Genomic DNA, 13,858 nt, shown 5'->3' with positions numbered 1-13,858 from the left:
CTTCTCCGGTGTTTTCTCATTTCTCGAGAGGAGGAACGGCAGATGGCCCCGCTGCTGGAACTGGAACAACTGGGCAAACGGTCGGCGTCGCAGCCGGACGGCTGGCTGTTTGCCGACCTGTCGGCCGTGGTGGAAGAACCGGCCATCATCCACATCCTGGGGAAGTCGGGACAGGGCAAAAGCACCCTGCTGCGCATCCTGGCCCTGCTCACCCGCCCGGACAGCGGGACCGTCCGGCTGGCGGGAAAACCCCCGGCACAATGGACGCCGGAGCGCTGGCGCATGACGATGAGCTACGTCTCCCAGCATCCGGTCATGCTGCCGGGCAGCGTGGAGGACAACCTGCGGACGGTCAGCCGCCTGCACCAGCGCCCCTTTCCCGCCGATCGGGCCCGGGAATGGATGGAGCAGCTGGGACTGGGCGGACTGGATTGGGCCAAACCGGCCGACCAGCTCTCCGGCGGGGAAAAACAGCGCGTGGCGTTGGTCCGCTCGCTGCTGCTGCAGCCGGCCGTACTGCTGCTGGACGAAGTGACCGCCTCGCTGGATGCGCTCAGCAAACAGGCGACCGAGCGGCTGCTGGCCGACCTGCACCGCCGTGAGGGCACCACGCTCATCTGGATTACGCACGACTGGGAGCAGGCGCGCTCCGTCGGCCAGCGGGTCTGGTTCATGGCAGACGGCCGGCTGCTGGAGGATGCGCCGAGCGATCGTTTTTTTAACGCTCCCCGCACCGAGGAGGCGCGCCGGTTCTTGGCCGCCGCCATTCAAGAGGGATAGGAGGAGATGGGAATGTCATCGATGTCGCTGTGGCTGTCGTTCTCGTTTGTCCTGATCGCGCTGCTGCTTTCCCTCTGGCAGAAGCTCGGCCTGGAAAAGGAGATCGCCGTCAGCACGGTCCGCTGTGCCGTCCAACTGCTGGTAATCGGGTACGTGCTGCAGGCTGTGTTTCACGCCGACCACCCCGTCTATCTGGCGCTGGTGCTCGTCATGATGATCGCCGTCGCCTCCTGGAACGCCTCGCGCCGGGGGGACCGGCTGCCGGGGGTGTACTGGCGCATCACCGCCGCGCTGACGATAACGGCGACGGTGACGATGGGGCTGCTGCTGCTGTTCCGTTTGGTGGAACCCACACCGCAGTACCTGATCCCGATCTCCGGCATGATCATCGGCAATGCCATGATGGTCAGCGGCCTGTTTCTCAATCACATGAAGCGTGAAACGGAAACCGCCCGCGGCGAGATTGAGGCTTTGCTCTGCCTGGGCGCAAACAAGCGGCAGGCGATTCACGACGTGTTGAAACGGGCGGTAACGGCCAGCATGATCCCCACCTTCGACACGATGAAAACGATCGGGCTGGTGCAGCTTCCCGGCACCATGACCGGCATGATCATCGCCGGGGCCAATCCGATCGATGCCGTCCGCTACCAGATTCTGATCATGTTCGCGTTTTCCTCGTCTGCGGCTATTTCGGCCGTGTTGGTCAGCCTGCTTTGCTACCGGCTCTGGTTTACTCGCGAATCCATGCTGCGTCCGTGACGCGTTCAAACGATGCTGCCCTCCTTGCGACGGCAGCTTTTTTTCTACGGCTGACCAATTAACGAACGTTTTCCGCGTGTGGAAGGTATTCTTCAGGAAGCGAATTTACCTAAAGAAAAATCCCCACCAAGTCTACAGCAAAAGAGTTTACTCTTTGCTGTAGACGTAAAGCGGGGATACCATCACTTCGAGTGAGGCTTTCTTGAATTCAGGAGCCAAGGGGACATCCCAATCCTGATCGAATGGCTGATGAAGCTGACTCGGCGAGGACATTCGTCCGATCGTCAGGCGCGGGCGGACACGCGCGCAGGCGATATGCTGACAGCCCGGTCGCAAATCGCCTCGATATCCCGGACATCGTGGGTGACCAACAGACATGTCATGCCGGCCTTTCGCAGAATGTCGCGCAGTTCCGCTCGAATCGTCTCCTTTAATCCAGCGTCCAGATTGCTGAACGGCTCGTCGAGCAGTAACAGGGAAGGTTTGGTCGCAATGGCCCGGGCGAGCGCGACTCTCTGCTGCTGGCCGCCGCTCAATTCGTGGGGATACCGGTTTTCCAAGCCGGCAAGCTGAACGAGATCGAGCATTTCGGCCAAACGGAGGTTTCTCTCTCTCCTGGACAGGTGGTTAAGTCCGAACGTAATGTTTTTCGCCACGGTCAAATGCGGAAACAGTGCGTAATCCTGAAAAACCATGCCGACGCCGCGTTTTTCGGGAGGAACGAACGTGCGGTCGTCGACTACGGTTCGACCATCGAGCACAATTGTCCCATGCGACGGCGTTTCCAATCCGGCGATCAGCCGGAGCAGCGTACTTTTCCCGCTTCCGCTCTCTCCAATCAAGCCCACAATTTCCCCTTTGGCCATCGAAAAGGAGAAACGATCGTATACCGGGGTTTTGCGGTATTCGAAGGACAGGTTTTCGATGCGAACGAATGTCATGAGTTCGACCTCCTCCCGAAGTGGTGAATGGCAACCACTGATATCAGGCTGATCCCGATAATGCACAGCGACGGAATCGAGGCTTCGATAATCTGTTCGTCGCCAGCGTACTGGTATACTTTGGTGGCCAGCGTGTCGAAATTGAACGGTCTCAACAGCAGGGCGAGCGGAAGTTCTTTGACAATTTCCACAAAAGTAAGAATCAATCCGCTTCCCAGCGATCCCGCGATGAAGCGAAGATCGACCCGGAAAAACGTTTCCGTCATCCCCAGCCCCATCACCCGTGCCGCTTCCGTATACGTTTTGCCCGTTTTTTCGAATCCGGTTTCCACCGCGTTGTAACCGATCGCCATAAAGCGGACGACATATCCGCAAATCAGCATGGCTACGGACATGCTAAGCACGAGCCGGTCCTCCCCGAGCCCGATCCGCGCGTAAACCGGGGAAAGCGCATGATCGATTGCGGTAAACAGCGCCAAAATCCCGATCGCAACAATCGTTCCCGGTATCGAATAACCCGAAGTCACGACTCTGGACAGCAAAACGGAGAGCCAAACCGGCAGATGCCGACAGGTGTTGGCGACGACGGCGGACAACATCATGACGATCGCCGCGGCGGCCAGCGACACGAAAAGCGTGCTCCTGATCAAATCCCAGAACGCAGGCGTCAGCACTTCGTCATACGTCCATCCCGCCCATGTGATCAACTGCAGGACAGGAATCAGAAAGGCTAGAGAAAAGATGAACAAACAGAACAAAACCGCCGCCAGCGCGGAAACTCCCCGCAATGCTTTCAGCTTGAGCGGTCTCGTTTTGCTGGTCGAGGGGCTGAAGGATTGGCGCTTTCTGAGCAGGCGTTCGACAATGAGCAGCCCGATTAACACCGCCATCAGCCACGCAGCCAGACGCGATGCCGAATCGAGATCGTACATGCCAAACCAGGTTCGGAAAATGGCGACCGATACGGTGGGAATGCCAAAATAGCTTGATACCCCATAATCGCTCAGCACTTCGAAAACGACCAGTGCCGCCGCCGCTGCCAAGGCTGGCCGTGAAAGCGGCAAAACCACCCGCACGAAAATCCCAAGCGGTTTTTGCCCGAGCAATCTCGCGCTTTCCACATAGGAAGCGCACTGACGTTCCAGAAACGTCCGGGTCATGAGATAAACGTACGGATACAAAAACAAAGTGAAAATAAACACCGCGCCCCGCATGGACATCAGGTTGAACCACTCCTGCGGGAGGACAAGGCCGAAATGGTTGCGCAGCGTCGACTGGACGACGCCTGTATAACCGAACATGGTGCTGTACGTATAGGCCGCGATGTAGGGAGGTACGGCCAGGGGAAGCGTCAGCGCCCAGTTGAAAAACCGCCGGAGCGGAAAGTCGTAAGCGGTTATCAGCCAAGCCAGCGTGATGCCGATCACGACAGTCAGTGCTCCCGTCCACAGGACGAGCTGCAGCGAATTCAGCGCATATTTGAGCAGCAGGTATTCTTTGATGTGCGCCCAATTGTCGTTCGGTTTTTGAAAAAGCGAACTGACGATATGAAGAATGGGCAGCGGTATGACCACTGCCCCGATCAAGCTGATCCACAACCATCCGTTACCGTATCTCTGGATGTTTCGCTTCAACGTCCGCATGCGCATGCTTACTTCCAGCCCGCTTTATCAAAAATCTGGACCGCTTTCGGATTGTTCCGGCCGAGCGCCGCAAAATCGATCTCCTGCATTTTGAAATCGCCCCACGATTTCAGCAGATCCGCCTTTTCGGCCTGCGGATTTACCGGGTATTCAAAGTTCTCTTCGGACGCTATCTTCTGCGCTTCCGGACCGGTCAGGTATTCGACCAGTTTGATCGCATTTTCCTTGTTTTTGCTGTGCTTGGTCAGTCCGATGCCGCTGATGTTGACGTGCGTTCCGGTCGTTTGCTGGTTCGGGAAGAAGACGCGAATCGTCTTGCCGACCTTGGCTTCTTCCGGATCCTTGGAGTTGATGAGCAGCCCGACATAGTACGTGTTCATGATGGCGATATCGCCGATGCCTGCAACGACCGCCTTGGCCTGATCCCGGTCGCTGCCTTCCGGTGGACGGGCCATGTTGGCCACAATGCCTTTCGCCCATTGTTCCGCCGCTTCCTCGCCGTTCAGCTCAATGAGAGAAGCGAGCAGAGACTGGTTATACAAGTTGTTCGAGGAACGAACCAGAATGCGGCCCTTCCATTTTTCGTTCACCAAATCCTCGTAAGTGGATAATTCTTCGGGTTTGACCCGATCCGGATGATAGACGATCACGCGCGCCCGCGTGGACAATCCGACCCAGTAGTTCTCCTTGTCGCGGAGTTTTTCGGGAACGTTTTGATTCACAACGTCAGATTGCAACGGTTGGAGCACGTCGGCTTCCTTGGCCTTGTTCAGCACGCCTCCGTCCACCGTGATGAACAGGTCCGCGCTCGTGCTCGCACCTTCACGCTTCAGACGCTCGATCAATTCTTCCGCGGTGCCTTTGACTACATTGACCTTGATTCCGGTTTGCTCGGTGAATGTGGCGTAAAGCTTGTCGTCGACCTCGTAATGCCGCGCGGTAAAAATGTTGACTTCACCCGGCGATGCAGAAGCCTTGGGCTGTTCCGTTCCCGCCGTGTTTGATGTAGGCCCGTCCGTCTGTGTGGTTGGGGTTGTCCCGCCGCAGGCGGCGGTCATAGCGGCGAAAACGGTGAGTAGAACAAAGACGAATATTCGACGTATCATGATTATCCCCCCAATATTATCAATATTGAAAAATCAATAGCATAATTTGACAAAACTGTCCAACGATTGATCATGCATCGTTTCTTCGCATAGGGCATGAATCACGTCGGCGTCTTTCCTTTCGCATATGGGGAAGGGGAAGGCCGACCACACAATGAAGCAACATGCTGCCGGAATCATTTCCGGCAGCATGCCGTACCTCACATGCTGTTTTTACTGTTGGAGCAGGTATTTCTCCAGTTCGTCCACCACTTTGTTGGCGCAGATTACGCCGCCAGAGGTGTTCCAAATCGTGTCGTCCACCTTGAACGCCTTGTTGTTTTTCACCACGTTCAGGTTTTTCCACAGCGGATCGTTGGTCCACTCTTTTTCCAGCTTGGTCGCTTCGCCGTCTCCCGTCTCGTAGGAGAAGTAGAACATGATGTCGCCGTCCATTTCCGGAATCCGCTCTTTGGTCACTTCGGCGGCGAATTCCTCTTTGTTTTGCGCTTCCGGACGGGCTACGCCCAGGTCTTTCAGGATCGTGCCGGCGAACGTGTCGTTGTAGTAGATGCGTACACGGCCGGGCATGAAGCGAACGAGAGAGACTTTGGTCTTCGCCTTGTCGCCCACTTTCGCCTTGAACTCTTCGATGCGCTTGTTCCAATCGGCCAGCACTTTTTCGCCTTCCGCTTTCTTGTTGAGCGCTTCCGCGTACAGCATGAAGTTTTCTTTCCAGTCGCCGCGCGGTTCTTCCACGAAGACGGTCGGCGCGATGGCAGTCAGCTGCTGGTAAATCTTTTCGTGGCGGAACTTCATGCCGAGGATCAGGTCCGGCTTCAGCGCCGCGATCGCTTCCAGGTTCGGCTGGGACTCGGTACCAACCGTTTTGGTGCCCTCGAGCTGCGGTTTTACGAAATCGTAAAAGGTGGTTGGGTCAGTCCAGGAACCGACCGCACCCACAGGTTTAACACCCAGGGCCACCAGCGTTTCCACCCCCTGCGAGGTGAGGACGACTACGCGCTGCGGGGTGCCTTTGATCGTGGTTTCCCCCATCGCGTGTTTCACGGTGTAGGATTGATCGGAGCTGCCTGCTGCCTGTTCGGCCGGCTTTTGGTCAGCCGGCTTTTGGTCAGCTGCCTGCTGTCCGCCGCCGCAGCCGGTGACGATCAGCAGGAGGGCCATCAGCAGGGCAAAAAACGCTTTGCCGCGTACCGTTCGGTATGTACGAGAAAACATGCAATTGACTCCCTTCCATGATGATAATGAGAATTAAAATCATTTACACCCAATATCCTACTACCACGGTCGGACGAAGTCAACAGGAAAATGATAATGAATCTCACCATCATGTTTGTGCCTGTTTCCGATCGCATCGTCCGCCCTGAACGCCTTGTGACCTTCACCGCTTTCCGGTTTTCCCGGCGATTGCTCGTCCACGCTTTCTCCCGACTGCTCGCCTCAGGCCAGACGTGAAATTCCGCTTTCCGCTGCCGCCTGAGCGGCCGACTGCCGGCTGCTGTGCCGAATGTCTCCTTTCCTATATATACACACTGACTTTTTTCCCACACGAACGGTGATAATGAATCTCAAAATCATTGACAATGCACTCCTGCAAGAACTACACTGGAATGTGAAACGAGTAGAAATCGTCACCCAAGGATGAAGATCATGAAATCGTTACTGCACAACAATCCGCTCAAAATCGCTGGCGTCTGTATCGGCCTGTTCCTTCTTTTATATTTGAGCTACGCCAGCCTCGTCTTCGGCGTCATCGACACCAGTTGGCAGACGGCGATCGACGCCTACACGCACTTCAACGGTTCCAATGAACACATCGTCATCAAGGAAGTTCGCGTCCCGCGGGTGCTGAATGCCCTGGCCGTCGGAGCCAGTCTGGGCATCGCCGGCGCGCTGCTGCAGTCGCTGACGCGAAACCCGGTGGCCGACGTCGAACTGTTCGGCCTCAATGCCGGGGCCGCCCTGTTCGTCGTGTTTGCGGTGACGTTTGTCGGCATCAGTTCCCTTACTGCGTTTACCTGGATCTCCTTTTTGGGAGCGGCGGTCAGCGGGCTCGTCGTCTATCTCCTGGGATCGCTGGGACGCGACGGCCTGACGCCGGTAAAGCTGACGCTGGCCGGCGCAGCCATCACCGCATTGGCCGCATCCGCCCGGCACGGCATGCTCGTCCTGAACGAAAAGGCGCTGGACGAAGTGCTGTTCTGGCTGTCCGGTTCGGTGGGGGGACGCAAGCTGGAGTTTTTGGAAGCCGTCTTTCCGTACATGGTGGCGGCCTGGGCGGGAGCCTTCCTGCTCGCCCGTCCGATCCAGACCCTGCTGATGGGCGATGACGTCGCCAAGGGACTGGGGCAGCGGACCCTGCTGGTAAAAGTCATGACCGGCGTGGTGATCGTCCTGCTTTCCGGCAGTTCGGTCGCCGTGGCAGGGCCGATTGGCTTTGTCGGACTGGTCACGCCGCACCTCGCCCGCTATCTGGTCGGGCTGAACACGCGGTGGGTGTTCTTGTACAGCGGCATCCTCGGTTCCGCCATCCTGCTCGCAGCGGACATCGCCGCCCGTTTCATCGCCAAGCCTGCAGAGGTGCCCATCGGAGCGATGACCGCTCTGGTCGGCATCCCGTTCTTCATCTACGTGGCGAGAAAGGGGCTGGAGAAGAAATGAAGTCGTATCTGCCGCTGCGCAACAAGAAAGGCTCCTTTTCCTTTCACATTCACAAGAAAACGCTGCTGTACGCTGCTGTCTGCCTGCTGCTGACCGGAGCCGTCACGGTAGTCAGCCTGGGGATGGGCGAAATGAACATCTCTCCCCTCAACGTCCTGAAGGCGTTTCTGGGGATGGGAGAGGAGCAGGATGCGCTGATCGTAATGCAGTTCCGCCTCCCCCGCGTCGTCATCGCCCTGTTGGTGGGGGCCGCGCTGGGAGCGGCCGGGGCCATTCTGCAGGGGATCGTCCGCAATCCCCTGGCTGCGCCCGACATTCTCGGGGTAACGGGAGGCGCTGCGGTTGCGGCCGTCGCCTTCCTGCTCTACTTTGAATCGGCCAGCATTCAATGGCTTCCCCCCTTCGCGTTTCTGGGAGCGACGCTGACGACGTTCATCCTGTACGCGCTCGCCTGGAAAAAAGGGGTGACGCCGCTGAGGCTGGTGCTCATCGGCGTGGGCATCAAAATCGCCGCCAGCGCGGTGATCACGGTGCTGATCCTGTTCAGTCCGTTTGTCCTGCAGAACAAGGCCACCCTGTGGCTCACCGGCAGCATCTACGGCGTCGACTGGAACGACGTGAAGATGATCGGCCCGTGGGTTGTCGGTCTGATCGCGCTGGCTGCGCTGCTCGCCCGCCGCGTCAACGTCCAGCAGTTGGGCGACGAAGTGGCGACGAGCGTGGGCAGCCTGGTTCAGTTCGACCGCTTTGCGCTTTTGATCATCTGCGCCGCGTTAACCGGGGCGGCCGTCTCCGTCGGCGGGGAAATCAGCTTTGTCGCCCTGCTGGCGCCGCACATCGCCAAAATGCTGGTTGGCCCCTCGTTTGGAGGCGCCCTGCCGGTTTCGGCCCTGGTCGGCAGCCTGATCCTCTTGATTGCCGATCTGATTGCGCGAACGGCCTTTTCCCCGATCGACATCCCTGTCGGCGTCTTTACCTCGGCGGTAGGGGCACCGTTTTTCATCTACCTGCTCTACAAAAACCGAAACCGGTAAGCTGAAAGGAGAGAAGCAGCGTGCATGCCTTGGAAACCCGTCAGTTGACGTTGTCCTACGGAGAACGGAATATCATCGAAGCGCTCGATCTGCGCATCCCGCGCGGGCAGATCACGGTCTTCATCGGCAGCAACGGCAGCGGCAAATCCACCTTGCTGCGCTCGCTCGCCCGGCTGTTGAAGCCCAAACAGGGGGCGATCCTGCTCGACGGCGAGTCGATCGCCAAGCAGTCGACCAAGGAAGTGGCCAAGCGGCTGGCGATCCTGCCGCAAGGGCCGACAGCGCCGGAAGGCTTGACCGTCCTGCAGCTCGTCAAGCAGGGGCGCTATCCGTACCAGAGCTGGCTGCAGCAGTGGTCGGAGGAAGACGAACGGATGGTGACCAAAGCGCTGGCAGCCACCCAACTGACCGAACTGGCCCACCATCCCGTCGACTCGCTGTCGGGCGGACAGCGGCAGCGTGCCTGGATCGCCATGACCCTGGCCCAGGGGACGGAGACCATCCTGTTGGACGAACCGACCACCTACCTGGACATGGCGCACCAAATCGAGATCCTCGACCTGCTGTACGAGCTGAACCGGACGGAACAGCGTACGATCGTCATGGTGCTGCACGACTTGAATCTGGCCTGCCGCTATGCCCACCACATCGTCGCCGTGCACAACCGGAGCGTGTACGCCGAGGGCAGCCCGGACGAGGTCATGACGGAAGAAATGGTCCGCCACGTGTTTCAGATGGAGTGCCAGATCACTCACGATCCGCTCTACGGCACGCCGATGTGCATCCCGTTCAGCAGAAGCCGGTTGACCGCTGTCGCCGAGCCGAGACAGATGGTTCACGCGTAGGCCCGGCGCCGAAAAATCGGCACAAAAAAACGGCATGACACGCGCCAGCCGAAACGTTACAATGAAGGACAAACGGTACACATTCGCGAGGCGGAAAGGAGATTCTCCCTTTGTCCAGTGTGGGTTTTCCCGGGTTGCTGCTTTTGCTGGTCATGTTTGCGCTGATTGCCCTGTTCGGCGTTGCGCTGGCGCTGTTTATTCGCAAGCTGCTGCAGCGCCAGGCGGACAAACGCGACAGTCTCACGCGCATCGAACAAAAGCTCGACAAACTCATGGAACAACAAGAGAATCGACAGCGGCGATAAGCGAACAAAAAAGGTGCCTTCCCTGTCAGGGAACGCACCTTTTTTGCGTTTGCCACTGCTGCGCTTACTTCTTCAGGTTGTAGAAAGCGGCGCGGCCGCCGAAACGTGCGGTGTCGCCCAGCTCGTCTTCGATGCGCAGCAGTTGGTTGTACTTGGCCACGCGGTCCGTGCGGGACGGAGCCCCTGTCTTGATCTGGCCGGCGTTGGTCGCAACCGCGATGTCGGCGATGGTGGAGTCTTCCGTTTCGCCGGAGCGGTGGGAGATGACCGCCGTGTAGCCGGCCCGTTTCGCCATCTCGATGGCGTCAAAGGTTTCGGTCAGCGTACCGATCTGGTTTACTTTTACCAGGATGGAGTTGCCGGTCGCATTTTCGATACCGCGTGCCAGACGCTCGGTGTTGGTCACGAACAGGTCGTCGCCGACGAGCTGCACTTTGCCGCCGAGGCGCTCGGTCAGCACTTTCCAGCCGTCCCAGTCGTCTTCGGAGAGACCGTCTTCGATGGAGATGATCGGGTACTTGCTCACCAGGTCTTCGTAGAAGGCGATCATTTCTTCCGTGGTCTTCACGACGCCTTCTCCTTCAAAGTGGTACTTGCCGTCCTTGTACATTTCGGTAGCGGCCACGTCCAGCGCCAGGAAGACGTCTTTGCCCGGCTCGTAGCCAGCGGCCTTGATCGCTTCCAGAATGGTGGTGATTGCTTCCTCGTTGGACTTCAGGTTGGGAGCAAAGCCGCCCTCGTCCCCTACCGCCGTGTTCATGCCTTTGGCGGCGAGCACCTTTTTCAGCGAGTGGAAAATCTCCGCCCCCATGCGCAGCGCTTCCTTGAACGATTCGGCTCCGACCGGCATCACCATGAACTCCTGGATGTCCACCGTGTTGTCCGCGTGCTTGCCGCCGTTGAGGATGTTCATCATCGGCACCGGCAGCGTCTTGGCGTTGAAACCGCCCAGGTAGTTGTAGAGGGAAACGCCCAGGGACGCGGCTGCGGCGCGGGCGACTGCCATGGAGACGCCGAGAATCGCGTTGGCCCCCAGTTTGCCTTTGTTCGGGGTGCCGTCCAGTTGGATCATCGCCGTGTCGATGCCCACTTGATCCATCGCGTCCATGCCGATCAGCTCAGGCGCGATGATCTCGTTGACGTTCTCCACCGCTTTCAGTACCCCTTTGCCGAGGTAGCGGCTCTTGTCACCGTCGCGCAGTTCCACTGCTTCGTACGCGCCTGTGGATGCGCCGGACGGAACGGCGGCGCGGCCCATGGAGCCGTCTTCCAGAAATACCTCCACTTCCACGGTCGGATTGCCGCGGGAGTCCATGATTTCGCGTGCGTAAATGTCGGTAATCATCGTCATTGTGACCATCTCCTTTATTATGATGGAGAACCCCGCACCAGCCTGGGACTCGCGGGTGCGGCGTTCGTCGTTGGCCTAGCGGGTGCGCCTTGCTCGTCACTCGCTGCCGTTTACTTGGCAATCAGCGATTTCCCGGTCATTTCCGCCGGCTGCGGCAGGCCCAAAAGCTCCAGCATGGTCGGCGACAGGTCGGCCAAAATGCCGTCCTCCCGCAGTGTCACGCCTTCCTTCGTGACGATCACCGGCACGGGGAAGGTGCTGTGGGACGTAATCGGACGTCCCGCTTCATCCAGCATCAGGTCGGCGTTGCCGTGGTCGGCCGTGATGATCGCCGCGCCGCCCTTGGCGAGAATCGCGTCCACCACTTTGCCGAGGCACTCGTCCACGGTCTCCACCGCCTTGATCGTCGGTTCCATTTTGCCGGAGTGACCCACCATGTCGCAGTTGGCGAAGTTGAGGATGATCGCGTCGAAACGCTCCGCTTCGATCTCTTTCAGCACCGCCTCGGTGACTTCCGGCGCGCTCATCTCCGGCTTCAGGTCGTAGGTGGCCACTTTCGGCGACGGAATCAGGATGCGCGTCTCGCCGGGAAACTCCTGCTCCCGCCCGCCGCTGAAAAAGAAGGTGACGTGCGGGTATTTTTCCGTCTCCGCGATGCGAAGCTGCTTCAATCCGTGCTGTGCCAGCACTTCTCCCAGCGTGTTGTCCAGGTTGGTCGGCTTGTAGGCCACATAGCCGTTCACCGTCTCGGAAAAATGCGTCAGGCAGACGAAGTGGAGGTTGCGCGGATGCCCTTCACCCCGGTCGAAGCCGCGGAAGTCGTCGTTGGTAAACGCCTGCGAAATCTGGATCGCGCGGTCCGGCCGGAAGTTGAAAAAGATGATGGAATCGCCGCTCTGGATGGTGGTGACCGGCTTGCCCTGCTCGTCCACGATCACCGTCGGCATCACAAACTCGTCCATGATCGACTTCTCGTACGATTCCTTGACCGCCTGAATCGGGTCGGTGTAAGCCGGCGCGTCCGCGTACACCATCGCCCGGTACGCCTTTTCGATCCGCTCCCAGCGCTTGTCGCGGTCCATCGCGTAGTAGCGTCCCTGCACCGTGGCAATCCTGCCCACGCCGATCTCGGCGATTTTGGCCTGCAGTTCCTCGATGTAGCCGACGGCGCTGTCCGGGGCCACGTCACGCCCGTCGAGGAAGCCGTGGATGAAGACGCGGTCGACGTTCTGCCGTTTGGCCAGCTCCAGGAGCGCGTACAAATGCTCGATGTGGCTGTGCACGCCGCCGTCGGAAATCAGGCCGAACAGGTGCACCTGCTTGCCGTGTTCCTTGGCGTGGCGGAATGCGCCAATCAGCGTTTCGTTTTCGAAAAAGGCGCCTTCGCGAATCTCTTTGGTGATCCGGGTCAAATCCTGGTACACCACGCGGCCTGCCCCGATGTTCAGGTGGCCGACTTCGGAGTTGCCCATCTGCCCTTCCGGCAGCCCGACAGCCAGTCCGCTCGCCTGCAGCGTGGCGTGGGGATACTGCTGCCAATAGCGGTCAAAGTTGGGCTTGTTGGCCTGCGCCACGGCATTGCCGTAGGTTTCCTCCCGCAGCGCAAAGCCGTCCAGAATGATGAGTGCGACCGGTTTGGGTCGATGTGCCATCTGACTCCCCTCCTTACGACTGACGCTGTCCGGCGGCTCCGGCCACCAACTGCAGGTAGCTTTCCGCCGTCAGGCTGGCGCCGCCCACCAGCGCTCCGTCAATGTCCGGCTGCGCCATGAAGCTGTCGATGTTCTCCGGCTTCACGCTGCCGCCGTACTGGATGCGCACGGTCTGGGCAGCCGCCTGGCCAAACCGCTCGGCGATCGCGCCGCGGATGATCGCGATCGTCTCGTTGGCGTCTTCCGCCGTGGACGATTTGCCCGTACCGATCGCCCAGATCGGTTCGTAGGCGATCACCACGTCCGCCATCTGCGCGGCATCCACGCCGGCCAGCGCCGCTTCAGTCTGCCTGCGCACGACCGCAGCGGTCTCGCCCGCCTCCCGCTGCTCCAGGCTTTCGCCCACGCAGACGATCGGCTTCAGGCCGTGCTTCAGGGCGGCCAGCACCTTTTTATTGACGGTCTCGTCCGTTTCATTGAAATACTGGCGCCGTTCCGAGTGGCCGATGATGACGTAGCGGACGCCGATCTCCTTGAGCATCAGCGGGCTGATCTCGCCGGTAAAGGCGCCCTGCTCCTCGAAGTGAACGTTTTGCGCCCCCAGGGCGATCGGTGTGCCCTTGAGCGCCTCCGCCAGAGCGGCCAGAGCCGTAAACGGCGCGCAAATCACCTGTTCCACGCCAGCCGCAGCGCTGCCCGCTTTCGCCTCTTGGACAAAGCGGACGGCTTCGGCAATCGTTTTGTGCATCTTCCAGTTTCCAGCGATAATTGGGGTTCTCAG

Annotated in this window: 14 protein-coding genes; 7 read left to right on the top strand and 7 right to left on the bottom strand. The window is 59.2% G+C overall.

Features of this window, described 5'->3' with window-relative positions; genetic code table 11:
• The first annotated feature begins 42 nt into the window (after positions 1–42).
• Positions 43–780 carry an ABC transporter ATP-binding protein gene (locus tag M516_RS0105120; protein ID WP_029098166.1) on the top strand — a complete coding sequence of 246 codons (738 nt, stop codon included), beginning with the start codon at positions 43–45 and terminating at the stop codon, positions 778–780.
• Between the two features lie 12 nt (positions 781–792).
• Complete coding sequence (locus tag M516_RS0105115) at positions 793–1,539, top strand: ABC transporter permease (protein ID WP_029098165.1); 747 nt, start codon at positions 793–795, stop codon at positions 1,537–1,539.
• Positions 1,540–1,823: 284 nt separating this feature from the next.
• Here M516_RS0105115 and M516_RS0105110 read toward each other — a convergent pair whose 3' ends face one another.
• The 4 genes from M516_RS0105110 to M516_RS0105095 form a co-directional block, all read right to left on the bottom strand.
• Positions 1,824–2,480: an ABC transporter ATP-binding protein gene (locus M516_RS0105110; protein ID WP_029098164.1), complete on the bottom strand. Its 657-nt coding sequence runs from the start codon at positions 2,478–2,480 to the stop codon at positions 1,824–1,826.
• Positions 2,477–4,129, bottom strand: coding sequence for an ABC transporter permease (locus M516_RS0105105; protein ID WP_035288971.1), 1,653 nt, complete (start codon positions 4,127–4,129; stop codon positions 2,477–2,479). Before M516_RS0105105 ends, M516_RS0105110 begins: the two co-directional genes overlap by 4 nt.
• A 2-nt stretch (positions 4,130–4,131) precedes the next feature.
• A complete protein-coding gene (locus M516_RS0105100) occupies positions 4,132–5,229 on the bottom strand; it encodes a Fe(3+) ABC transporter substrate-binding protein (RefSeq protein WP_029098162.1) in 1,098 nt (365 codons plus the stop codon).
• Between the two features lie 213 nt (positions 5,230–5,442).
• The gene (locus M516_RS0105095; RefSeq protein ID WP_029098161.1) at positions 5,443–6,447 is read right to left on the bottom strand and encodes an ABC transporter substrate-binding protein; all 1,005 of its coding nucleotides are present in this window, start codon (positions 6,445–6,447) and stop codon (positions 5,443–5,445) included.
• Between the two features lie 96 nt (positions 6,448–6,543).
• Here M516_RS0105095 and M516_RS25435 point away from each other — a divergent pair, with 96 nt between their 5' ends.
• The 5 genes from M516_RS25435 (at position 6,544) to M516_RS0105075 (ending at position 10,074) form a co-directional block, all read left to right on the top strand.
• Positions 6,544–6,684: a hypothetical protein gene (locus tag M516_RS25435; RefSeq protein ID WP_193746940.1), complete on the top strand. Its 141-nt coding sequence runs from the start codon at positions 6,544–6,546 to the stop codon at positions 6,682–6,684.
• A 195-nt stretch (positions 6,685–6,879) separates the two neighbouring features.
• A complete protein-coding gene (locus tag M516_RS0105090; RefSeq protein WP_029098160.1) occupies positions 6,880–7,890 on the top strand; it encodes a FecCD family ABC transporter permease in 1,011 nt (336 codons plus the stop codon).
• The gene (locus M516_RS0105085; protein ID WP_029098159.1) at positions 7,887–8,924 is read left to right on the top strand and encodes a FecCD family ABC transporter permease; all 1,038 of its coding nucleotides are present in this window, start codon (positions 7,887–7,889) and stop codon (positions 8,922–8,924) included. The genes M516_RS0105090 and M516_RS0105085 overlap by 4 nt, the downstream gene beginning before the upstream one ends.
• Before the next feature lie 20 nt (positions 8,925–8,944).
• Positions 8,945–9,769, top strand: a complete 825-nt coding sequence (locus M516_RS0105080; protein WP_029098158.1) for an ABC transporter ATP-binding protein — start codon at positions 8,945–8,947, stop codon at positions 9,767–9,769.
• A gap of 119 nt (positions 9,770–9,888) precedes the next feature.
• Complete coding sequence (locus M516_RS0105075; protein WP_238550937.1) at positions 9,889–10,074, top strand: DUF4083 family protein; 186 nt, start codon at positions 9,889–9,891, stop codon at positions 10,072–10,074.
• A 64-nt stretch (positions 10,075–10,138) separates the two neighbouring features.
• Here M516_RS0105075 and eno read toward each other — a convergent pair whose 3' ends face one another.
• From eno to tpiA, 3 genes are all read right to left on the bottom strand, one after another.
• Positions 10,139–11,425, bottom strand: a complete 1,287-nt coding sequence (gene eno, locus M516_RS0105070) for a phosphopyruvate hydratase (protein WP_029098156.1) — start codon at positions 11,423–11,425, stop codon at positions 10,139–10,141.
• Between the two features lie 110 nt (positions 11,426–11,535).
• Positions 11,536–13,077: a 2,3-bisphosphoglycerate-independent phosphoglycerate mutase gene (gpmI, locus tag M516_RS0105065; RefSeq protein WP_029098155.1), complete on the bottom strand. Its 1,542-nt coding sequence runs from the start codon at positions 13,075–13,077 to the stop codon at positions 11,536–11,538.
• A gap of 13 nt (positions 13,078–13,090) precedes the next feature.
• Positions 13,091–13,858 (bottom strand): triose-phosphate isomerase, encoded by a 768-nt coding sequence (gene tpiA / locus M516_RS0105060; protein WP_029098154.1) that lies wholly within the window; start codon positions 13,856–13,858, stop codon positions 13,091–13,093.

Origin of the sequence: Brevibacillus thermoruber 423 (genome assembly GCF_000454065.1) — a bacterium.
In the GTDB taxonomy this organism is placed as follows: domain Bacteria; phylum Bacillota; class Bacilli; order Brevibacillales; family Brevibacillaceae; genus Brevibacillus; species Brevibacillus thermoruber.
The sequence above is the reverse complement of the archived record's forward strand: the minus strand, read 5'-3'. Positions and strand labels throughout refer to the sequence as shown.

What these genes read in the sequence shown, in the direction of transcription:
- M516_RS0105100 (WP_029098162.1), bottom strand. Translation starts at nt 5,229, where the DNA reads ATGATACGTCGAATATTCGTCTTTGTTCTACTCACCGTTTTCGCCGCT.
- M516_RS0105105 (WP_035288971.1), bottom strand. Translation starts at nt 4,129, where the DNA reads ATGCGCATGCGGACGTTGAAGCGAAACATCCAGAGATACGGTAACGGA.
- M516_RS0105095 (WP_029098161.1), bottom strand. Translation starts at nt 6,447, where the DNA reads ATGTTTTCTCGTACATACCGAACGGTACGCGGCAAAGCGTTTTTTGCC.
- eno (WP_029098156.1), bottom strand. Translation starts at nt 11,425, where the DNA reads ATGACGATGATTACCGACATTTACGCACGCGAAATCATGGACTCCCGC.
- M516_RS0105085 (WP_029098159.1), top strand. Translation starts at nt 7,887, where the DNA reads ATGAAGTCGTATCTGCCGCTGCGCAACAAGAAAGGCTCCTTTTCCTTT.
- M516_RS25435 (WP_193746940.1), top strand. Translation starts at nt 6,544, where the DNA reads ATGAATCTCACCATCATGTTTGTGCCTGTTTCCGATCGCATCGTCCGC.
- M516_RS0105120 (WP_029098166.1), top strand. Translation starts at nt 43, where the DNA reads ATGGCCCCGCTGCTGGAACTGGAACAACTGGGCAAACGGTCGGCGTCG.
- M516_RS0105110 (WP_029098164.1), bottom strand. Translation starts at nt 2,480, where the DNA reads ATGACATTCGTTCGCATCGAAAACCTGTCCTTCGAATACCGCAAAACC.
- M516_RS0105090 (WP_029098160.1), top strand. Translation starts at nt 6,880, where the DNA reads ATGAAATCGTTACTGCACAACAATCCGCTCAAAATCGCTGGCGTCTGT.
- gpmI (WP_029098155.1), bottom strand. Translation starts at nt 13,077, where the DNA reads ATGGCACATCGACCCAAACCGGTCGCACTCATCATTCTGGACGGCTTT.
- M516_RS0105115 (WP_029098165.1), top strand. Translation starts at nt 793, where the DNA reads ATGTCATCGATGTCGCTGTGGCTGTCGTTCTCGTTTGTCCTGATCGCG.